The following is a 20,188-nucleotide window of genomic DNA, read 5'->3' as shown; positions in this document are numbered from 1 at the left end:
CGGGCGAAGGTCGGGGTGCTGCCTGCGGGGGCCGGGCCTACGCGGGGCGCGCCCGTCGTCGCGCCGCCGCCTCGTCCGGCCGCGCCGTGGTCGCGCTCGGTCGCACCGGGGGCCCGCGCCGCGCTCACGCCGAAGCTCGGGTCGGAAGAGCTCGTCGGAGAGGAGAGTTCGCGCGGCCGATCGTCGGAAGACGGGAAAGAAGCTGTGCTCGCCCCGCTTCGGCAGCGAATACGCCGGGCGGTGCCCGATGCCGAGCGAGAGCACTGGGAGCAGGTGGACATGAGCGTGCTCGTCCGAGTGCGGGCGGCGTTGGAGGAGTTGGAGTGACCGCGCGCAGGAGTCTGCTCGGTGATTGGATGGGAAGGTTGACCAAGGTGGCGATGTCGGGGCCCGAACCGTATGCGGTGGTGCTGGCCGAGTTGCAGGGGCTGCGCGAACGCGTCCCACGGCTGACCGGTGCGCTGGTCGCCTCCGGTGACGGTCTGCTGATCACCCACGACCTACCGGGCCACATCGAGCCCGATGGCATGGCGGCGCTGACCGCTTCGCATCTGGCGCTGTCCCATCGGGTCTCCAGTACCGCGCACGGCGGCGGTTTCGACGAGGTCGTCGTGCGCGGTTCGAACGGTTACGTCGTCATCTACGCGGCGGGCTGGGCCTCGATGACCGTCCTCGCGGAATCCGAGGTGAACGTCGGCCGTCTCCATCTGGAGTCGCGGCCGGTGGCCCGTGCCATCGCCGATCACCTGACGGCGCTGTCGAACGGGCCGAGACACACACAGTCGGCAAAGGTCGAGTGAAAGGAACACGAATGAGCAATTTGGATCTGGCCCTCAAGGACATGATGGTGATCGACGGCGCGATCGGCGCCGCGGTCGTCGACTACAACTCGGGTATGGCGCTGGGCATGCTCGGCAGTTCGAAGGCGATGGACCTGCAGGTCGCCGCCGCGGGCAACACCGAGGTGGTGCGCGCCAAGATGCGCACCATGGACAGCCTCGGGCTCAACGACGAGATCGAGGACATTCTCATCACGCTGTCGGGGCAGTACCACATCATCAGGCCGATGACCGGTCGCAAGTCCAAGGGTCTGTTCCTCTATCTCGCTCTCGACCGCGGCCGGGCCAATCTGGCGCTCGCCCGCCATCGCCTCAAGGGCATCGAAGAGGACCTCGAAGTCTGACGCCCGCGCCCGCTGCGGGCGGGCGCGATGAGTGATCCGCCGGCCACAGGCCCACGCGCGGGAGCCGGGTGCCCGGCATCACCTCAGCAACTTATAGGTATTGTGTACCACCGAACATGGAGACTGGTTGGTTCTATTTGAAGCGTTAGCAGGCAAAACGTGAGCAGAGCAAGATCTTCCCGGCGGTCGCCGTGTGGCTGTCGCCCGAAACGGGTTCCGGCGGGCACTTCCGGCCCCGATGTGAAGGGCGCGGTGCGCTTTCCGATGACGAGCGGTGACGCGTGTTCGGCATAGACGGTTGTCTCGAACGCATCATGCAGATTCCCGGTGCTCGCAGCGTGACGATGGTCGACGCCGCGAGCGGTCTCGCGATCGCCGCGGCGGGCAGGCACGATCTGGTCGACCAGCACGAGGATGCCGCGGCCACAACGGATGTCGTGCGCGCGGTGCTCGGCTGTCCGGCGTTGGTGAGCGGGGCCGACGGTGACGACATCAGCGAGATCATCGTCGCGGGCAGCACGGGTTACCACCTGCTGTACCTGATCGACGGGGATTTCGAGGGGCGGATCTTCGTGCACGTGGTGTGCGACGGTGAGTCGGGAAATCTCGGGCTCACGCGCTTTCAGCTGAAGACCGTGCTCACCGAATTCGTCGACGGCGACGATGGACGGTGACCTCGAAGTCGAGCTGAGCAGGCTGGAACAGGAGGGCCGCACCGGCGTCCTGTCGGCCGGGGACGGCGAATTCCATGTCGTCGACGGGGCGGTCGCGGCCGCCTGCTGCCGACGCGCCACCGGGCTCGATCGGCTGGTCGTCGAGGCGGGAGTGGCGACCGCGGACGACTGGGAGCGCGCAGGCGCCGGCGATGCCGGTCGCCTGCTCGGGCGGCCGCGCCTGGAAACCCTTGCGGTGCTGTCGGTCTACGACGCGGCTTGTTTCCTGCTCGCCTCGGGCGCCACGGCGGAGTTCCGTCCCGCGCCCGCGCACTGGCTTTCGCGGATCTGCCGGGTGCGACCGCGGGAACTGCTGCGCGAATGCGCGCGGCGTGGCGATAACGGGCCGTGGTCGCTGCACACGGTGGATCGGGCGCCGGTGGTGCCTGTGCGCCGGGTGCGCAGGCAGCGCGTCGTGCTCACCGCGGGGCAGACCGAGATCCTGGCCGCCGCCGACGCGCGCCGCACTGTCACCGAGATCGCCCGCGACCTCGGTCGTACCACCTACGGCTGTCTACAGGCGGTCCGTGAGCTCACCGAGGCGGGTCTGATCGAGCCGCCCGGGCGCGAAAGGGGAACGGCGACACCGCCTCCTGGCGTGCGCGCGGCACCCGGGGCGGTGGCGCCCGATGTCCCGGAACCCGAGGTTGTCGTACCCGAGGCATCGGCCCCCGCCGCGTCGGCCCCCGAGGTGGCGGCTCCTGAGAGCCCGGCGCCCGATGTAGTGGTACCAGCGGTCACGGCCACGGGCGGTGCGCCTATCCTCAGCCCTGCCCCTTCCGATCCGAAACCTCCTCTGCTCCTTCCATTTCGGCGTCGGAGCCGGCAGATCGTGCCGGTGATCGAGGCCGATCGCTGGGAACAGGTCGATGTGAATCTGCTCGTCCGGGTACGGGCGGGGCTGGAGGAGTTGGAGTGACCGCGCGCAGGAGTCTGCTCGGTGATTGGATGGGAAGGTTGACCAAGGTGGCGATGTCGGGACCCGAACCGTATGCGGTGGTACTGGCCGAGTTGCGCCGGTTGCGTGACCGGGTGCCGAATCTGACCGGAACACTGGTCTCTTCGGGTGACGGTCTGCTGATCACCCACGATCTGCCGGGCCACATCGAGCCCGACGGCATGGCGGCCCTGACCGCCTCACATCTCGCGCTGTCGTACCGGTTGTCGAGCACCGCGCACGGCGGCGGTTTCGACGAGGTCGTCGTGCGCGGTTCGAACGGATACGTCGTCATCTACGCGGCCGGATGGGCCGCGCTGACGGTGGTCGCGGATTCGGAAATGAACGTCGGCCGCCTCCATCTGGAGTCGCGGCCGGTGGCCCGCGCCATCGCCGATCACCTGACGGCGATGGCAACCGGGTCGAGACACACACAGATCGACAGAGGTTAGTGAAAGGAATTCCCGTGACCGACATGGACGTGGCTCTCAAGGACATGATGGTGATCGACGGCGCGATCGGCGCCGCGGTCATCGACTACAACTCGGGTATGGCGCTGGGCGTCCTCGGCGGTTCGAAGGATCTGGATCTGCAGCTCGCCGCGGCCGGCAACACCGAGGTGGTCCGAGCCAAGATGCGCACGCTGGACAGCCTCGGCATCAACGAGGAGATCGAGGACATTCTCATCACGCTGTCCGGGCAGTACCACCTCATCCGCCCGATGACCGGGCGCAAGGCCAAGGGGCTGTTCCTCTACCTGGCGCTGGATCGCGGTCGCGCCAACCTGGCGCTGGCCCGCCACCGCCTGCGCAGCATCGAAGAGGACCTCGAGATCTGACGGGCCGGGCCGTGGCGGCGTCGACGACCGGCCACCGCGGCAACCGAGATCGGTGACACGTGCCCGCGGGTGGGCGAGTCCTTCCCGCACCGCGGGCACGCCGTCGGTGCTCGAATCGCGCAGGCGTTCGTCCGAGCCGGTGCGTACAGCTCAGACGTGTATGCCGTGCATCAGCAGGGACCAGGCGTGCTCGGCGGTGTAGTGCCGGGAGGCCGCGTCCGTGCGGGTCAGCACGCCTGCCACCATGCCGACCGCCAGCACGATGTCGGTCGCCTCGATGCCGGGGCGGATCCCGCCGCGCTGCACGGGATCGGCCAGTTTGTCGCCGAGCAGGGTGAGCAAACGGAACGCGGGCTCGAAGATGCGGGGGTCGTCGCTGCTCGGGTTGAGCATGGCGATGAACGCCGCCGAGGCGGTGATCTGGTCGATGATGACCTTCAGGACGTCCTCGACCGTGGTGCCCGGATCGGCGGCGATGTTCTCCACCTCGACGATGTTCTCCTCGAATACCGCGAGGGTGAGTGCCTCTTTCGTGGCGAAGTGACGGTAGAGCACGCCCTGGCCGACGCCCGCGGTCCGGGCGATCAGGCTCATCGGCACGTCGTAGCCGCTGTCGGCGAAAATCCTTCGGGCAGCGGCGATCAGCGCCGCGCGGTTGTCGGCGGCGGCGCTCGGGCCACGGTTGACGCGGCGAGGTGAGGTCACGCACACCAGTTTATCAACCGGACAACTTAGTCCGGTTCGGCCGTCGACCTGTTCGGGTGCCGCAGACGCACGAAAGTGCCCTCACCGACGAGGGGCCGTAGTCCGGCTTGCTGTCACGCGAGAGCCGGGCCCCGCGTCCTCGTGAGGCCCGGCTCGCGCGTTCGTGACCAGGATCAGGAGACCAGACGCTCGAACAGGGAGCGGTAGTCGCGCAGCGCGGTGCGCAACTGCTCGGTCTCGGCCGAACCCGACCAGCCTGCCGCCAGGGTGCGGCGGCGCTCGGCGAACAAGGTGGTCAGGCGTTCGATCGTCGCGCCGACCAATTCATCGGCGCGCGTGACGGATTCGCGCGGGTCGTCGACGAAGTGGGCCTGCACCTCGCGCCATCTGGTGCGCAGCTGGTCGGCCTCGTCACCGGGAACCAGGGCCGAGTCCGTGCCGGTGGCCGCATCGTCGGCGGACCGGGTCGCGGCTGCGCTCGCGGGCGAGTGTGCGGGCGCGCGGTGCGAAGTCCGGGCGTCGGCGCCGTCGGAGGAAGCGCCCGCCGCGGCATTCCGGTCTTCGGCGCCGAGGGGAACGGCCTCACGATCGGCGGCGGCAGGAGTGCTGGTGTGCTCGTCCGCGGCGAGGGCGGCGTCGCCACGGTCGGTGGCACCGTGAGTGACCTCGTCGGTGGCGCGGGGATCGTCCGGCGTTCCGGGCGCGGCGTTGTCCGGTGCGGCTGCGCCGTCGTGCTCGGAAGTCGTCGCGGAGTGGCGGATCCGGGGTTCGGTGCTCATCGGAGGGCGCCTTTCTCGGTGGGGATGTCGACATCGGTGGCGGTCTCGGCGGGTGTCCGCGGTTGCGTCCGCGTCCGGACGTTCGTTTCCGGCTTGCTGTCGCCTGCGTCGAGGAGGTCCCGGAACAGCGCGCGGTAGCCGACGAACGCGGTGCGGATCTCCTCGGTGGAGGTGCCGTCCTCGCCTGTGCGGGCGGCGATTTCGCGGCCGTTGCGGTACTGCTCGAGCGCCGCGGCGTGCTCGACGGACAGATCGGCCAGCTGCTGGTCGTTGTCGCCGGTCAGGTAGCCCCGCTCGGCGGCGACCGCGGCGACGAGGCGGTCGGCCGCCTTCAGCGCGCCGTGCGGGTCGTCGACGAAGCGTTCCTGCACCGCGATCCATTCCGCGCTGTAGTGGCGCTTGCGCTCTCCCGGCAGGGGGCGCAGGTCGAGTTCGGCGTGGCGGTGTTCACGCCTGCGCAGTTCGCGTTCGGCGGCGGCGCGGTCGTCGGCGGCGGCGACGATCCGGTCGTACTCGGGGCCGAACCTGCGACGCAGCCGCCTGGTGCGCAGCCGCGGGACGAGCAGGAACAGGGCCGCGACGACGGCGACGACCGCCACGACCAGCGCGATCAGCACTGAGGTGGACACGGGATTCTCCTTTGTCGAGCGTATGTCCTGGAAGTGCCTCGAAATCCGATGTCGAAACAAACATCTTTCCGACCGGGCGGTCCGAGTTCCGTTTCGGCGCAATCCGATTGGCCCGAAGCCGCAGGTCGCTGCGATCGACGGGAACCCGCGGGCCGTCCGCGACGTCTGTATATCTGTAGGGGTCGTCCGTGGAGGCGACGCGTGGCCGCGAGGCGGCGCCGTGGTCGGAAAGAGGTGGGGGATATGACAGTGCGGGTTTCGGCGAACAGAACCGGACTCTGGCTCGGCGCCGGGGTGCTGGTGGTCGTGCTGGCCGTGGCGGCCGTGCTCGGCGTGCGCTGGTGGTCCGATCGCGCGGACGGGGCGTTGGCCGGTCAGCGGTTGACAAGCTTTCCCGCCGTCGACCGGTCGGCGCTCGACGCGGATCAGCGCGCCCTGGTGGCGGTGCTGGAGCGGCAGTTCGATGATCCGGGCAGTGGACCCGACTATGCCGAAGGCGTGGTCGAGGCCTGGTGCGCCGATTTCGTCAGCTGGGTCATGCGGGAAGCCGGTCGTCCGCTCTCCAATCCGAACTCCGGTTCCTGGCGGATTCCGGGGGTGTACACGCTGCAGGAGTACTACCAGAGCGTCGACCGCTTCGTGCCGATCGAGGCCGCCGACCAGCCGCGCACCGGCGACGTACTGCTGTACGGCCCGGACAGTTCGTTCGGGCACCACACCAATATCGTGCTCGCCGCCGACAACGGCACGGTGACCACGATCGGCGGCAACGAATTCGGCCGGGTGAGCATCCATCGGTTCCGGCTCGCCGAAGTTCCGGACGTCGTCGGCTACGGGCGGTTCTGAGAAACGGGCTCTTCTCTAGTATGGAGAGCGACAGTGCCCGGCAGCGCTGTCACAAGGGCCCTGTCCTGCTCGCCCCTCATCGGCAGGACAGGGCCCGCCCGATGGGCTCGCCACCGTCGCGCCCCGGCCACTCCGGTCGCGTACCGTGTCGAATGTCCCGCGGAGGTGAGGGTTGGCGGTAGAGCTCATGCAGCACAGTGTGGAGAGCCAGGAGGGGCCGAGCTGGATCGGCTACGCCCAGTTCGGAGAACGCTTCGTCGCCCATGCGGTGACCGAGCAGCGCATCATCGCGGCGGTCTCCGGCATGGTCGGACGAGGTGTCGCCATCGGCCCGATCAATCTGGCGCCCGCGGGCATGGCGGGATTCCTGGCCGAGGGCAGGGTCGGCACGCCGCGCGTGGTGCGTCACGACGAGGCCGTCGTCTTCCATGTGAGCGTGCCGGTCGTGCTGGCGGTCAAGGTTCTGCTGGGCGGCAAGCCGCTGCGGCTCGAGGCCATCGTCGAGATCGACCTGACCCTGCACGCGCGCACGGCCGAACCGGTGTTGATCGTCATCGACATCCCGCCGATCGAACCCGAGCATGTCAGTTTTCTGTTGCGCGCCTCGGCGGTGGACGCGGCCTTGGAATGGGTGCTCGAGCCCATCGCGGGCTGGGTGCGGCGCGAGGTCGCCCAACGGGTCAACGCCATGCTCGCCGAACCCCGTGCCCGCCGTTCCCGGATCTTCGACATCGAGTCGCTGGTGGACGGGCGCCGCGCCCGTGGGCCGGTGCCCGAGCGGTTCGAGTGGATCGACTACGGGGAATTCGGGCGGCGGTTCTTCGAACGGATCGTCACCACGCGGCGCATCGGCGAGGTGGTCGACCGGATGTCCGGTCGCCTCATCGAGGTCGGCCCGTTGCGCACCGGACCGGGGGATCGCGCGACGGTCATCGTGCGCGGGGCGATCGGCGCGCCCTTGCTCGCCGAGCGTGAACCGGCCGAGCCGCACGACGGATACCAGCGGTTCGACCTGTTGCTGCCGGTAGGCCTGGACATCACGGTGCATGTGCTCGGGGCCAACCGCTACCGCGCCGAGGTCGAGATCCCGCTGCTGCTGACCGCCCGGGCCGCCGAACCGTTGCGGGTGGTGATCGACCCGTTCCCGCCCAAGCCGGAAGAACTGCGGTTGCGGCTCGAGGCCGAGGGCATGCGGGCGGCGACCCTCGGTGCGCTGGCCGGAATCAGGAAGCAGGTGCTGAGAAGGGTGCTCGGCGTCGTGAGCCATGAGATAGGCCGCGCCGAGGGACGGATCATCGACGTCGGCGCGCGCATCGACCGTCTCATCTGACCCGGATTCCCTCGACATGCCGGACGACGCGCGGTCGGCGGTGTTGTCCATGGGGTTGATGTTGTTTTTGGGGCCTGGCGTACCCAGTGTGAATGTGGTGGAATGAGTCCGCGTTCGAGGCTCCCGGCGCGCGAACGGATTCAGGGGAAGGCGCGCCGGGCCAGCTTTTCTGCCCAATCGGTCGGGGGTTCGGTCGAAGGAGTCGGCGATGCGTTCTCCGGATCTGTCCCGTCGTCGGTTGTTCGCCTACACCGCCGCCGTGGCAGCGGTGGGGATGACGGCATCGGCAGGCGCCGCGGCCGCGCGTCCCGGTTACGGCACCCTGCTCGACTATGCGGGCGGCGTGCCCTCGGCCGCGCAGATCAAAGCCGCCGGGCACGTCGGCGTCATCCGTTATGTCTCCGACCGCAGGCCGGGGGCGGAATGGATGGCGGGCAAGCCACTGCTGGCCGCCGAGGTCGAAGACCTCCAGGCGCACGGCCTGAGCGTCGTCTCCTGCTACCAATACGGCAAGGCGGCCACTGCCGACTGGCGCGGCGGTCTGGAGGCAGGTAAGCGGCACGCCGAGCGGGGCCTCGCATTGCACCTGGCCGCGGGCGGGCCGGCCGATCGCCCCATCTACGCCTCGATCGACGACAATCCGACGCCGGTCGAATTCGCCACCATGATCGCGCCGTACCTGCTCGGCTGGCACGCTGTGCTCGGCCGCGAGAACGTCGGCGTCTATGCCAATTCGCCCACCATCGAACTGGCCCGGGTGGCCGGATTGGGGAGCTGGTACTGGCAGCACAACTGGGGCACTCCCAAGGGTTTCGTGCATCCCGCCGCCCATCTGCACCAGTTCGAGATCGACAAGCGCGCCGTCGACGGCGTCGGGGTCGACCTCAACGACATCCTGAAGCCCGAATACGGGCAGTGGTGATCGCAGCCCGCGGTGCGCGCTCGGATTGTCGGGTCGCGCTGCGCGCTCGCGGCCTCAGGTCTGGGAGTGCGTGCTGGGCGTGAGCCGCATGTCCGGCTCGTCGTCGGGCACGACGCGCAGCGTGGGCCGGTCGTCGGGAGTCCGGTGATCGCCGTGCCAGGAGAACAGCGACCAGCGCGACAGGCCGGAGAACGCCGAGCCGAGGCTGCCCAGCGATCCGGTGGAGATGATCGACCCGAACGAGCCCGCGGAGCCGATCGACAGGATCGACCCGACGCTGCCGATGGACAGTATCGAATAGGCCGAGCCGATCGACAGGATCGAGCCCTCCGACCGGATGGACAGGATGGACCGCCGCGAGCGCCTGCTGCGGATCGAGCGGGGGGACCGTGCCGTGATGTCGCTCGTAGTCATGCCCCCGGTCTACCACCCGCGCGGGGTGGTCAACCGCCACATCGCGAAGCTCTGTCGGATCGCACAACCACACAACGACGAAGCCCGGTCACCGGAGATCCGGTGACCGGGCTTCGCGCCGATTCGGCTCAGGCCGTGAAGAACCCGAGGGTCGGCAGGAACGAGCAGGTGCGCGGCTCGGCACCCTCGGCCTTCGTGGTCAGCGAACCGCCGATCACCGCGGCGATCCGGCCGTGGCCGGTGTCGACGATCGCCGACAGGGTCGCCGGGCCGCCCGGGTTGATCTTGGCCTCGTCGGTCAGCTGGGCGACGCCGGACTGACGGGTGTCGAGGTTGAGCCACTGCACGGTGAGCGGCGGGTTCTGCTCGGCCGTCGGCGACTTGGTGCCGAGCGCGGTGAACACGAAGCCGGTCTGGCCTGCCTTCGGGCCGGGCGGGGGCAGTTCGGCGGGGCCGGTGACGGCCAGCGCGGTGCCGATCGAATCACCGGAATCGCTGATGCAGGCCTTACCGATGCTCGGGTACAGGAACTGCGCGATGGCCGGACCGTTCTTGGGCAGATCGGGGCCACCGCCGCCACTGCCGTCGAGGAAGGTGATGATCCGCTCGAGCGTCGACTTGATCTGCGGCGGCAGGTTCAGCGTGGCGAGCAGAGCGCGAGCCTGCGCCAGGATGGCGGCCTGCGGGCCCTCGGCGATATCGGCCGGGCCCGCGATGGCGCCGGCGATGGCGGGGGCGAGCGCGGCGATCGCGTCGACCGGGACGCCCTCGGGCACCATCGGAACGCTGTTGGTGGCCGCGGCAGGGGCGGTGTCCGGCGCGGCTACTGCGGCCGGCATGGCGAGCGAAGCGCTCGCCGCCAGGGCGAGTGCGGTCATGGCGATCCGCGATCCTCGGGTGCGAAGCACTGGTCTTGCCGTCCTTACCTCGGGTACATCTGGTGCAACGGGCACGGGGCCCGTTGTTTTCCGGGTCACTCTAAGTACATCCGTACCGGCTTGTACAGCCGCCGCGCTCCGGTGTTCCTGTCGTGGACGATCAGTGTTACCAGAGAGTAGTTTGTCCGGGCGTTACTGGAGTGAAAGTTGATGCAAACGTTACCGGTGTGGTCGACAAGGCTGCATGGGCCACGCCGGACGCCCGGTGACCTCCGGTTAATCTAGTCAGCGCTTCGGCGTGTGTTCGCCGAACACCGGAAATACCTTCACGACCCGACCCTTCACACCCCGAAAGCCGGCGATTTGAACCGAGAGAGCGCTCGGACGGACGAACGTCCGGCCGCTGCCCGATGGCGATTGGCGGTGCTGCTGCTCGGCCTGTCCGTACTCGCGCGGATGTTGTGGATGTTGTTGTCCCACAACGGGATGAACCTCGTCGATCTGCACGTCTACGTCGACGGCTCGGCGTCGGTCGGCACCGATCGGCTCTACGATTTCACCTACGCGGAGAAGACGCCGGACTTCCCGCTGCCGTTCACCTATCCGCCCTTCGCCGCGCTCGTCTTCTATCCGCTGCACTTCCTGCCGTTCACGCTGGTGGCCATCGGCTGGCTACTGGCGACCGTGGCCGCGCTCTACGGTGTGGTGTGGATCACTTTCGAATTGATCCTCGGGCGTGAGCGATTGCAGGAGCCGGTCTGGCGGGTGGCACCGATCGCCTGGACCGCGGTGGGTGTCTGGCTGGAGCCGGTGCGTACGACCATCGACTACGGGCAGGTCAACGTTTTCCTCGTGCTCGCCGCCATGCTCGCCGTGCGCAGCACGCGATGGTGGGTCTCCGGCGGTCTGGTCGGCGTGATCGCCGGGATCAAACTGACCCCGGCCATCACCGGGCTCTACTTCCTGGCGCGGCGGCGCTGGGGGGCGGCGGTGTTCGCGGCGGTGGCCTTCGGTCTGACCGTCGGCATCAGCTACCTGCTCAACGACCACGAGGCGCGCCGCTATTTCGGCACTCTGCTCGGGGACGCGGACCGGATCGGCCCGGTGGGTTCGGTGTGGAATCAGTCACTACGCGGGACGCTCAGTCGCATCCTCGGCTACGACGTCGAGACCGGGCCGGTCTGGATCGTCGCGGTGCTCGTCGTCGCGGCGCTGGCCGTCGCGGCCTGGCGGTCCCTCGGTCCGGACGACCGGCTCGGCACGTTGTTGCTCGTCCAGATATTCGGCCTGATGATCTCGCCGATCTCCTGGTCGCATCACTGGGTGTGGCTGTTGCCCTTGGTGCTGTGGCTGCTCTACGGCCCGCTGCGCGAGGCGCCCGGGGCTCGGGTGCTCGCCGGATACTGGCTGGTGACGACGCTGATCGGGGTGCCGTGGGTGCTCTCGTTCTTCCAGCCGACGATCTGGGAGATCTCCCGGCCCGCGGTGCTGGCCTGGCTCGGCGCGGTGAACGCCGCGGGAGTGCTGGCCTTCCTGGTGTGGGTGATCGTGGCCGGCAGGCGGCGCGCGGCGGTCCCCGAGGCCGAGCGCGCAGCGATCGCCTGAACCGGCCGTCAGTGATCGCCCGATTCGTCTCGATCGTCTGGATCGGGACGACTCCCCTCGAATCGGTACCGGCCGTGCGCACCCCCGACGGGCGGCGGGGCGGTCAATCGGCGACGAGCGCGTCGATCTGCTCGGCCAGGGCGAAGTCGGCGGCGGTGAGGCCGCCCGCGGAATGGGTGGAGAGGGTGAAGGTGACCTTGCGCCAGCGGATGTCGATATCCGGGTGATGATTCGCACTTTCCGCGGCCTCGGCGACCCGGCGTACGAGTTCGATGGCGGCCGGAAAGGATGCGGCGGTGACCGTGCGCGAGATCTGCGCATCGGTGCGGGACCAATCGGACAGGCCGGCCAGGGCGGCGGCGATGCGGTCTTCGGAGAGCAGTTCTGCGGTCATCTCCCGGTAGTACCCCAAGCGCGCCGGATCGACCGGGACCACGGCGAAATCGGTGGTCCTAGGCGGCGCGGGCCTGTTTGAGGGCCTTCTTCAAATCCTTGCCGTGCACGCCCGCCGCCTCGGCTTTCTTCATGCGCATGATGACGACAGGACATTTCACGCAGCGCGTCTTCTTACGACAGCACTTCTTCTTGGGTTTCAGGCTCGAAACCTTCTTCGCCTTTACCTTGCCCATGTTGGTTAGCATAACCTAACTAGTGGCTGAAGCATATGAAGTGGTGGCAGGGCGGTAGTGTGTGTGTTCGGCCGCGACGCCCGGTGGAATCCATTGTCCATCTGTTCTCAGGTGTCGGCACCCATACCTATCAGCAGGAGGATTCAGCGTGTCGTCTGCACGCGATTTTCGCAACGTCGCCATCGTGGCGCACGTAGACCACGGCAAGACGACACTGGTCGACGCCATGCTCCGTCAGTCCGGCGCTTTCGCCGAACGGGCCGAATTGGTGGACCGCGTCATGGACTCCGGGGATCTCGAGCGCGAGAAGGGCATCACCATTCTCGCCAAGAACACGGCGGTACACCGCCATCACTCCGACGGCTCGGTGACCGTCATCAACGTCATCGACACCCCCGGCCACGCCGACTTCGGCGGTGAGGTCGAGCGCGGCCTGTCGATGGTCGACGGCGTCGTGCTGCTCGTCGACGCCTCGGAGGGTCCGCTGCCGCAGACCCGGTTCGTGCTGCGCAAGGCGCTGGCCGCCTCGCTGCCGGTGATCCTGGTCGTCAACAAGACCGACCGTCCCGACGCCCGCATCGCCGAGGTCGTCGAGGAGAGCCACGATCTGCTGCTCGACCTGGCCTCCGACCTCGACGACGAGGCCGCCGAAGCCGCCGAGCTCGCGCTCGACCTGCCGGTTCTCTACGCCTCCGGTCGTGAGGGCAAGGCCTCCACCGAGCAGCCGGAGAACGGCAACGCCCCCGATGCGCCCAACCTGGACGCGCTGTTCGACGTGCTGCTCAAGCATGTCCCCGCGCCCAAGGGCGACCCGAAGGCGGAGTTGCAGGCGCACGTCACCAACCTCGACGCCTCGCCGTTCCTCGGTCGTCTCGCGCTGGTCCGCATCCACAACGGCACCCTGCGCAAGGGTCAGAACGTGGCATGGATGAGCGCCGAGGGCACCAAGACGGTCAAGATCACCGAGCTGCTCGCCACCGTCGGCGTGGAGCGCAACCCGGCCGAGGAAGCCGTCGCCGGCGACATCGTCGCGGTCGCGGGCATCCCGGAGATCATGATCGGCGACACCCTGGCCGACCCGGAGAACCCGGTCGCGCTGCCGCGTATCACCGTCGACGAGCCCGCCATCTCGGTCACCGTCGGTATCAACACCTCCCCGCTGGCGGGCCGCAACGGTGGCACCAAGCTGACCGCCCGCATGCTCAAGGCGCGCCTGGATCAGGAGCTGATCGGCAACGTCTCGCTGCGCGTGCTCAACACCGAGCGCCCCGACACCTGGGAGGTGCAGGGCCGCGGCGAGCTGGCGCTGGCGATCCTGGTGGAGACCATGCGCCGGGAGGGCTTCGAGCTGACCGTCGGCAAGCCGCAGGTGGTCACCCGGACCGTCGACGGCAAGGTGCACGAGCCGTTCGAGGAACTGACCATCGACGTGCCCGAGGAGCACCTGGGTGCGGTCACCCAGCTGCTGGCCGCCCGCAAGGGCAAGATGGTGCAGATGTCCAACCAGGGCCACGGCTGGGTGCGCATGGAGTTCATCGTGCCCTCGCGCGGCCTGATCGGTTTCCGCACCGACTTCCTCACCGAGACCCGCGGCACCGGCATCGCCAACGCCGTCGCGCACGGCTACGCCCCGTGGGCGGGCGAGATCCGCTCCCGGCACACCGGTTCGCTGGTGTCCGACCGCGCGGGCAGCGTCACCGCCTACGCGATGCTGCAGCTGGCCGATCGCGGCACCTTCTTCGTGGAGCCGGGCGCGGACACCTACGAGGGCATGGTCGTCGGCATCAATCCGCGTGCGGAGGACCTCGACATCAATGTCACCCGTGAGAAGAAGCTGACCAACATGCGCAGCGCCACCGGCGATGTGCTGGAGACGCTGGCCCGGCCGCTGGTGCTCGATCTGGAAGGCGCGCTGGAGTTCTGCGCGGGCGACGAATGCGTCGAGGTCGGCCCGAACGTGGTGCGGGTGCGCAAGGTCGTGCTCAACGCCAACGAGCGGGCGCGCGAGCTGTCGCGGCGGAAGGCGCGGGACCGGGCCGCGCTGTAGAGTGCGCAGCGTGATTCCGGGGGCTCGACGGCGCGCGACGAGGCGCGTCATCCAGATGCTGGCCGCGGTGTCGGTCGCGGTGCTCGCCGGCTGCACCGCGAATCCGCCGCCGCCCATCGAGAGCACGGACTCTCCGAAGACGACTTCGGAGAAGCCGAGCAAGAACACCGTCGTGGTGGCGATCGACGACATCGGGATCGGATTCAATCCGCATCTGCGATCCGATCAGTCGCCCGCCGCCTCGGCCGTGGCCTCGATGGTACTGCCGAGCCCGTTCCGTCCGGTCCCCGATCCGGCGACGCCGGGCGCCACGCAGTGGGTTCCGGACACCGCGCTGATCACCTCCGCCGAGGTGACCGCGCAGGAGCCGTTCACGATCACCTACACGCTGCGCAATCAGGCCAACTGGTCCGACGGCGCCCCGATCGCGGCCGAGGATTTCCGGTTCCTGTGGCAGCAGATGATCACCCAGCCGGGCGTGGTCGATCCGGCCGCGTACCGGTTGATCTCCGATGTCACCTCTTCCGGCGGCGGCAAGACGGTGCACGTGGTGCTCGACCGGCCGTATCCGGCGTGGCCCGAGTTGTTCGCCAATCTGCTGCCCTCGCATCTGATCAAGGACCAGCCGGGCGGTTTCGCCAACGGGCTCGCCGAGGGCATCGCGGTCTCCGGCGGCAACTTCGCCATCAAATCGGTGGACCAGGGCCGCGACGAGATCCTGCTCGAACGCAACGACCGCTACTGGGGCACGCCGGCCGCTCCTGACCAGATCCTGTTGCGCCGCGGCGGAACTCCCGCGCAGCTGGCCGATTCGCTGCGCACCGGCGACGCGCAGATGGCGCTGGTGCACGGCGGCGTCGCGACCCAGGCGCAGCTCGGCGCCATCGCCTCGGTGCGCACCGCGATCATGCCGCAGTCACGCACCCTGCGCCTGGTCCTCAACGGGCGCAGCCCCGATCTGGAGGATCCGCGGGTGCGGCGCGGGGTACTCGCGCTGCTCGATCCGGCACTGCTGGCCACCGTCGGCGCGCAGACCGGGGGATGGGTGGAACCCGTGCGCGCGCAGATCCTCTCGCCTTCCGATCCCGGCTACGTGCCCACCGAACCGCCGCGTCCCTCGGCCGAGCAGGCGTTCGCTCTGCTGGCCGAGGCCGGTTTCGCCCGCGAACCCGAGACTCCGCAGGAAGTGTCGCCCACTTCGCCCGCGCCGCAGCCCCGGTCGCTGGCCAGGGACGGGCGCAAGCTCTCGGTGCGCATCGGCACGGTGACCGACGACGCGACCGCCCAGGCCGTCGCGCACACCGCCGCCGATCAGCTGCGCAGCGCCGGTATCGACGCGACCGTGCGCGCGCTGCCCGCCGACGAGCTCTACGGCAAGGAACTCGTCGACGGAGGCGTGGACGCGATCGTCGGCTGGGAGGTGGCAGGCGGCGCGCCCGCCAACGTGCTCGCCTCCCGCTACAGCTGTCCGCCCAGTGCCGAACCTGCCGCCGACACCGAGACCGAGGCGGTGCTCGAGGCGGCCAGGCGCGCACCGGCCAATCTCTCCGGGATCTGCGACCCCGCTCTCCAGCCCGCGATCGATGCCGCTCTGCGCGGTGTCGATGTGGGCAAGACGCTCGCCGCGGCCGAGCCCGCGCTGTGGAATCTGTCGACGGTGCTGCCGATCGTGCAGGACAACCTGGTCGCCGCGGCCGGCCCCCGGGTGGACGGCGCGTCGTTGAGCGGTGCCATCCCGGTGGGTATCTTCGGGGATGCGGCGATGTGGAGGAGGATCCCGTGACCGTGACCACCGGTGGACTGCTCCTCGTGCACGCCCACCCCGACGACGAGTCGATCACCACCGGCGGGACCATCGCGCTCTACCGCTCGCGCGGCGTTCCGGTGACCGTGGTGACCTGCACCCTCGGTGAGGAAGGCGAGGTCATCGGTGAACAGTGGGCCCAACTCGTCGCCGATCAGGCCGATCAGCTCGGTGGGTACCGGATCCTGGAACTGAGCCGGGCGCTGGCCGCGCTCGACGCGGGCGAACCCCGCTTCCTCGGTGGCGCGGGCCGCTGGCGCGATTCCGGCATGGCGGGTACCCCTTCGGCGCAGCATCCGCGCGCGTTCGTGAACTCCGGTCCCGCGGCGGTCGACGCGCTCGTCGATGTGCTGCTGGAGCTGCGGCCGCAGGTCGTGATCACCTACGACCCGCGCGGTGGGTACGGGCATCCCGATCACATCCGCGCCAACGAGGTCACCACCGCCGCCGTGGCGGGCGCGGCCGAGCTGGGCTGGGACGTGCCGAAGTTCTACTGGACCGTCACCGATCTGCAACTGCTCGCCCTGCACACCGAATCCCTGGCCCGGCGCACCGTCGACGGGCTGCCGGGCTCACTGCCCGCGGGCTGGCGGCTGCCCGCCGTCGGCGAACTCTCCGGGGTGGAAAGCGACACCATCACCACGGCGGTCGACGTCTCCGAGGTGCTCTCGGCCAAGCGAGCCGCGTTGCGCGCGCACGCCACCCAGGTGACCGTCGCGCCTTCGGGCCGGGAGTTCGCTCTGTCCAACGACATCGCCCAGCCCGTCCTGCCGGAGGAGCACTTCGTGCTGGTGCGCGGCAAGCGCGGTCCGGCCGGGGCAGACGGCCGGGAGCACGATCTGTTCGCCGGGCTCGGCGTGCTCTCCGCCTAGACTCGCTGTCGTGGAGACCCGGGACCGACAGGCCGACGTTGTGACCCGCGATCGGTTCGAGGCGGCCGCGCGGGTGGTCGCGATGGTGGTGCTGGTGGTGGCCGCCTTGTTCAGCCTCGCCGTCGAGGTGCTGTATCTGCCCATCTACGTCGGTGGTTCGTGGACTCCCCCCGCCGAGCCCGCCGATATCGCCGCCGGCGCGCGGCTGGCCGCTCCGCTCGGCTCGGGATCGATCCCGGTGCCGCTGACAGCACTGATCGCCGTCGGCCTCAATATCGCTCTGGTGGCCGCCATGCGCACCTTCACCGACAGCTTGCGCCTGGCCCTGCTGCCGGTCATGGTCTGGACCTTCGGCTTCCTCTGGTGCACCTTTCCCGGCCCCGGCGGCGACAAGCTGCTGATGGACGATTGGCCCACGCTGCTGTTGCTCGTCTGCGGCACGGTGCCGCCGCTGCTGTACGCCTTCAACGTCGACACCACCGTCGCGCCGCCCGCCCCCGCGCCGACCAGGCGGCGACCGTCCCGGTGACCGCATGCGCCGGCCGGCGACAGTCCGTCCGACCGGGTTCAGCGGTGCCCAAGCGACCCCGGGGTGGCCGCTTCGATGATCTCCCAGGCCCTTTCGAGCGGAACGTCGATGATGCGGTAGCTCTTCTTGCCCGCGGCGGTGGCGGCCACCACGGTGGCGATGCCGGAGCGGCGCTGCCAGAAGGTCTGACGCACCGTCCAGCCGACGATGCCCGGCGCCTCGAGGCAGTCGCGGTCCCGGTCGAGTGAGCCGGACCGGGTGATGAGCCAGGCGGGGCCGTGCGCGGTGCGCGGCAGCACGGTGTGGCCGAGGCCTCGGTAGCGGTCCTCGGCCAGCGGTACGGCCAGGGCGATCAGGGTGACCGCGGGCAGCCACAGCCAGCCGGGGTAGAACGCGCCGAAGGCGGTCAGGGCGAGCAGCGCGACGGACGGGACGGCCGCGGGCACGACGGCGCGAACCCAGCGCCTGCGGCGGGCGGCCGGGCCGTGCGGGGCGAGCGGTGCGGACAGCTGTGCGATGGCGTCGGCAGCGCTGTCGACCGTGACGCTGCGGTCGGTGGCGGTGTGGCCGGGAGGCTGCGCGCCGCCCGGAGCCGAGGCGAGTTGCCTGCTGCCGAGTAGTTCGCCGAGCGTGCGTTCGACGGCCGCGCGCGGCGCCTGCGGCAGGATCTTCTGCCGCGGGTTCTCCCCGACCATGATGGCTTCGAGTTCGGCGGCGCCCGCCCGGCGCAGCAGCAGCGGTTCGTTCACCGTGGCACCGCGGAAACGCGCCAGGTCGAGAGTGATCTGGCGGCGGGTGAACAGCCCGTGGCTCGAGTGCAGGGTGCGGCCGTCGTCGACCACGCGCAGGCCGAAGTAGGTCGCCAGGTAGCGGCCGCAGGCGGCGATGCTGACCAGCGCGACGACGGCGAGCAGGAATGCCGACACCAGGCCGCTCACCACCAGCACGGCATGCTCCTCGAACCGGTGCGGAGTGTCTGCGGCGACGGAGAATTCGCTGAAGCCGAGCTGGAAGGGCAGCGCGAGCAGCGGGGCGATGACCGCGAATCCGGTGAGCGACAGCGGCGCATAGCGGACCCAGCCCGGTTGCCAGTGGCCGATCTCCCTGCCGCCGGAACCGGGCGCGGCGGCGAGCGCGCCATGCGTGGCCGCCGGCGCGGTGTCGCCTGCCGCGGTGTCGCCTGCCGCGGTGTGGGCGAGCAGTTCGGCGCGCAGCGCGGGCGCGATGCGCGCGGACAACGAGTCGAGTCGGAACTTCTCGCCGCTGTCGGCCTGCTGGCCGGTGCCGACCACCACCACGGCCAGATCGAGCAGGCGGTGCAGCAGGTCGGCTTCGATGTCGACCGAGCGGATGCGACTGCGCGGCACCGACAGGGTGCGCCGCCGCAACAGCCCGGTGCGCAGTTCGACATGGGTCGGACCGACCCGGTAGGTGGTGGTGAACCAGCGGGTCAGCGCGAGGCCGACGATCGCGACCAGCGGGATCAGGCTCCACAGCGGATTGCCGCTGCTGGTGCCCACCAGGAGCGTGCCGAACAGCACCGGGATGAACTTGACCACCTGGGTCACCGGATGCACCAGCAGCATGCGGCGATCCAGCCGTGCCCAGGGCGGACCGTCGTCCGTCGCGGCGGGCACGGGCGGTCGGCCGGTGCTGTGCGGTGCGGCCGGGTGCGGCGTGTCCCCGGGGGAACTCATGTCGCGTCTCCGCGATGCCTCGCGGCGATCTCGGTGAGATCGGCCACCGTCTTCTCGGCCACCGGCAGATCCAGGCCGGTGATGGTCACCGCGCCCGCGGAGGACGCCGTCGTGACCGTCACCGTCGCCAGCCCGAGGAACCGTTCCAGCGGCCCGCGTTCGATGTCCACCGTCTGCACCCGCGAGATCGGCGCGACCCGGCTCTCCTGGCTCAGCCACCCGACCCGGGTGTAGACGGCCTCGGCGGTGATCTCCCAGCGGTGCACCGCGTAACGCCACCGCGGCACCACCGCGACCGCGATCGCACCGGCCACCAGGACGGCGAGCGCCGCGAACAGTTGCCAACCGCGATTGCCGGAATCGACCACGGCCCAGACGATCACCGCGACCAGCAGGGTGGCCCATCCGCCCGCCGTCTGCACGGTCCACAGCACTTTCGCCTTCGGGCTCGGCCGCCAGGCCGGCCCGGCGAGGATCGTTCGCGGCTGTGCCATGTCCGCCATACTCGCATGCACCCGCGGCGCCGGACCACGCCGGAACTCGGCGGTGTGACCGGAGCGGGCGGCGCGGCGGTGGAATGGACAGCGGTGGAATAGGGACGGCGCGCACGAGGTTGTGAACGCTCACGACGAGACCGTGTCCGCTGTCTCGTGAGCCTCGCCCGCCCGTGCGGCCGATCGGCTCGCTAGGCTCGACCGGACGCACTGGAGGGAGACAGTCCAGGATGGTTAGCGCATGATCGAGGGCGTGACCGAGCTAGCGACCCCCGCCGTTCCGCCCGCCCCGCCGTCGCCGTCGGCCATGCGCCGGGCGCTGCGCCGGGCCAGAGAC

At 69.7% G+C, this 20,188-nt stretch carries 23 protein-coding genes and 1 pseudogene; 15 read left to right on the top strand and 9 right to left on the bottom strand.

Features of this window, described 5'->3' with window-relative positions:
• From ON26_RS34265 to ON26_RS21990, 7 genes and pseudogenes are all read left to right on the top strand, one after another.
• Nucleotides 1-327 (top strand): annotated as a pseudogene (locus ON26_RS34265) (hypothetical protein); the annotation flags it as partial.
• On the top strand, nt 324-800 hold the full coding sequence (locus tag ON26_RS22015; RefSeq protein WP_245545963.1) for a roadblock/LC7 domain-containing protein: 477 nt from the start codon (nt 324-326) through the stop codon (nt 798-800). The pseudogene ON26_RS34265 and the gene ON26_RS22015, both read left to right, overlap by 4 nt.
• Before the next feature lie 11 nt (nt 801-811).
• Complete coding sequence (locus tag ON26_RS22010) at nt 812-1,183, top strand: hypothetical protein (protein WP_040798128.1); 372 nt, start codon at nt 812-814, stop codon at nt 1,181-1,183.
• Between the two features lie 314 nt (nt 1,184-1,497).
• A complete protein-coding gene (locus ON26_RS22005; RefSeq protein ID WP_245545961.1) occupies nt 1,498-1,857 on the top strand; it encodes a hypothetical protein in 360 nt (119 codons plus the stop codon).
• Nucleotides 1,847-2,815: a winged helix-turn-helix domain-containing protein gene (locus ON26_RS22000; RefSeq protein ID WP_040798126.1), complete on the top strand. Its 969-nt coding sequence runs from the start codon at nt 1,847-1,849 to the stop codon at nt 2,813-2,815. Before ON26_RS22005 ends, ON26_RS22000 begins: the two co-directional genes overlap by 11 nt.
• Complete coding sequence (locus ON26_RS21995) at nt 2,812-3,285, top strand: roadblock/LC7 domain-containing protein (protein ID WP_245545960.1); 474 nt, start codon at nt 2,812-2,814, stop codon at nt 3,283-3,285. The genes ON26_RS22000 and ON26_RS21995 overlap by 4 nt, the downstream gene beginning before the upstream one ends.
• A 23-nt stretch (nt 3,286-3,308) precedes the next feature.
• Nucleotides 3,309-3,671, top strand: coding sequence for a hypothetical protein (locus ON26_RS21990; RefSeq protein ID WP_373280955.1), 363 nt, complete (start codon nt 3,309-3,311; stop codon nt 3,669-3,671).
• Between the two features lie 150 nt (nt 3,672-3,821).
• On the opposite strand, the gene ON26_RS21985 is transcribed toward ON26_RS21990, so the two are convergent.
• The 3 genes from ON26_RS21985 to ON26_RS21975 all read right to left on the bottom strand — a co-directional run bounded on the left by ON26_RS21985 (nt 3,822) and on the right by ON26_RS21975 (nt 5,784).
• Nucleotides 3,822-4,376 carry a TetR/AcrR family transcriptional regulator gene (locus ON26_RS21985; RefSeq protein WP_051027353.1) on the bottom strand — a complete coding sequence of 185 codons (555 nt, stop codon included), beginning with the start codon at nt 4,374-4,376 and terminating at the stop codon, nt 3,822-3,824.
• Nucleotides 4,377-4,549: 173 nt separating this feature from the next.
• Nucleotides 4,550-5,155, bottom strand: a complete 606-nt coding sequence (locus ON26_RS21980) for a hypothetical protein (RefSeq protein ID WP_051027351.1) — start codon at nt 5,153-5,155, stop codon at nt 4,550-4,552.
• Nucleotides 5,152-5,784: a hypothetical protein gene (locus ON26_RS21975; RefSeq protein ID WP_040798124.1), complete on the bottom strand. Its 633-nt coding sequence runs from the start codon at nt 5,782-5,784 to the stop codon at nt 5,152-5,154. Before ON26_RS21975 ends, ON26_RS21980 begins: the two co-directional genes overlap by 4 nt.
• 243 nt (nt 5,785-6,027) lie before the next feature.
• On the opposite strand from ON26_RS21975, the gene ON26_RS21970 reads away from it, so the two are divergent.
• From ON26_RS21970 to ON26_RS21960, 3 genes are all read left to right on the top strand, one after another.
• Complete coding sequence (locus ON26_RS21970) at nt 6,028-6,630, top strand: CHAP domain-containing protein (RefSeq protein WP_040798123.1); 603 nt, start codon at nt 6,028-6,030, stop codon at nt 6,628-6,630.
• 187 nt (nt 6,631-6,817) lie between these two features.
• On the top strand, nt 6,818-7,960 hold the full coding sequence (locus tag ON26_RS21965) for a hypothetical protein (RefSeq protein WP_040798122.1): 1,143 nt from the start codon (nt 6,818-6,820) through the stop codon (nt 7,958-7,960).
• A gap of 208 nt (nt 7,961-8,168) precedes the next feature.
• On the top strand, nt 8,169-8,882 hold the full coding sequence (locus tag ON26_RS21960; RefSeq protein ID WP_040798121.1) for a DUF1906 domain-containing protein: 714 nt from the start codon (nt 8,169-8,171) through the stop codon (nt 8,880-8,882).
• A gap of 54 nt (nt 8,883-8,936) precedes the next feature.
• Here the strand turns inward: ON26_RS21960 and ON26_RS21955 are convergent, their stop codons facing one another.
• Nucleotides 8,937-9,296 carry a hypothetical protein gene (locus ON26_RS21955; RefSeq protein ID WP_040798120.1) on the bottom strand — a complete coding sequence of 120 codons (360 nt, stop codon included), beginning with the start codon at nt 9,294-9,296 and terminating at the stop codon, nt 8,937-8,939.
• 128 nt (nt 9,297-9,424) lie between these two features.
• Entirely contained in the window at nt 9,425-10,174 is a 750-nt protein-coding gene (locus ON26_RS21950; RefSeq protein WP_051027350.1) for an Rv1157c family protein, read from the bottom strand.
• Between the two features lie 363 nt (nt 10,175-10,537).
• On the opposite strand from ON26_RS21950, the gene ON26_RS21945 reads away from it, so the two are divergent.
• The gene (locus ON26_RS21945) at nt 10,538-11,779 is read left to right on the top strand and encodes a mannosyltransferase (protein WP_040798135.1); all 1,242 of its coding nucleotides are present in this window, start codon (nt 10,538-10,540) and stop codon (nt 11,777-11,779) included.
• A gap of 103 nt (nt 11,780-11,882) precedes the next feature.
• Here the strand turns inward: ON26_RS21945 and ON26_RS21940 are convergent, their stop codons facing one another.
• Nucleotides 11,883-12,173, bottom strand: a complete 291-nt coding sequence (locus tag ON26_RS21940) for a 4a-hydroxytetrahydrobiopterin dehydratase (protein ID WP_040798134.1) — start codon at nt 12,171-12,173, stop codon at nt 11,883-11,885.
• A gap of 58 nt (nt 12,174-12,231) precedes the next feature.
• Nucleotides 12,232-12,408, bottom strand: a complete 177-nt coding sequence (locus tag ON26_RS33940; protein WP_085999070.1) for a hypothetical protein — start codon at nt 12,406-12,408, stop codon at nt 12,232-12,234.
• Nucleotides 12,409-12,556: 148 nt separating this feature from the next.
• Between ON26_RS33940 and typA the strand changes: the two genes are divergently transcribed.
• From typA to ON26_RS31770, 4 genes are read left to right on the top strand one after another with little or no spacing between them, the layout of a single operon-like run.
• Nucleotides 12,557-14,455, top strand: a complete 1,899-nt coding sequence (gene typA / locus ON26_RS21935) for a translational GTPase TypA (RefSeq protein WP_040798118.1) — start codon at nt 12,557-12,559, stop codon at nt 14,453-14,455.
• 55 nt (nt 14,456-14,510) lie between these two features.
• Nucleotides 14,511-16,238, top strand: a complete 1,728-nt coding sequence (locus ON26_RS21930; RefSeq protein WP_051027349.1) for an ABC transporter family substrate-binding protein — start codon at nt 14,511-14,513, stop codon at nt 16,236-16,238.
• A complete protein-coding gene (gene mshB, locus ON26_RS21925; protein WP_040798132.1) occupies nt 16,235-17,131 on the top strand; it encodes an N-acetyl-1-D-myo-inositol-2-amino-2-deoxy-alpha-D-glucopyranoside deacetylase in 897 nt (298 codons plus the stop codon). Before ON26_RS21930 ends, mshB begins: the two co-directional genes overlap by 4 nt.
• Before the next feature lie 10 nt (nt 17,132-17,141).
• Nucleotides 17,142-17,660, top strand: coding sequence for a hypothetical protein (locus ON26_RS31770; RefSeq protein ID WP_157171976.1), 519 nt, complete (start codon nt 17,142-17,144; stop codon nt 17,658-17,660).
• Between the two features lie 38 nt (nt 17,661-17,698).
• Here the strand turns inward: ON26_RS31770 and ON26_RS21915 are convergent, their stop codons facing one another.
• Together ON26_RS21915 and ON26_RS21910 are read right to left on the bottom strand one after the other, a co-directional pair.
• Nucleotides 17,699-19,357: a PH domain-containing protein gene (locus tag ON26_RS21915; protein WP_051027347.1), complete on the bottom strand. Its 1,659-nt coding sequence runs from the start codon at nt 19,355-19,357 to the stop codon at nt 17,699-17,701.
• Nucleotides 19,354-19,851, bottom strand: a complete 498-nt coding sequence (locus ON26_RS21910) for a PH domain-containing protein (RefSeq protein ID WP_040798129.1) — start codon at nt 19,849-19,851, stop codon at nt 19,354-19,356. Before ON26_RS21910 ends, ON26_RS21915 begins: the two co-directional genes overlap by 4 nt.
• Between the last annotated feature and the right edge of the window lie 337 nt (nt 19,852-20,188).

The organism is Nocardia higoensis NBRC 100133 (assembly GCF_000308595.1).
In the GTDB taxonomy this organism is placed as follows: domain Bacteria; phylum Actinomycetota; class Actinomycetes; order Mycobacteriales; family Mycobacteriaceae; genus Nocardia; species Nocardia higoensis.
This window is presented reverse-complemented; position numbering and strand designations above follow the sequence as displayed.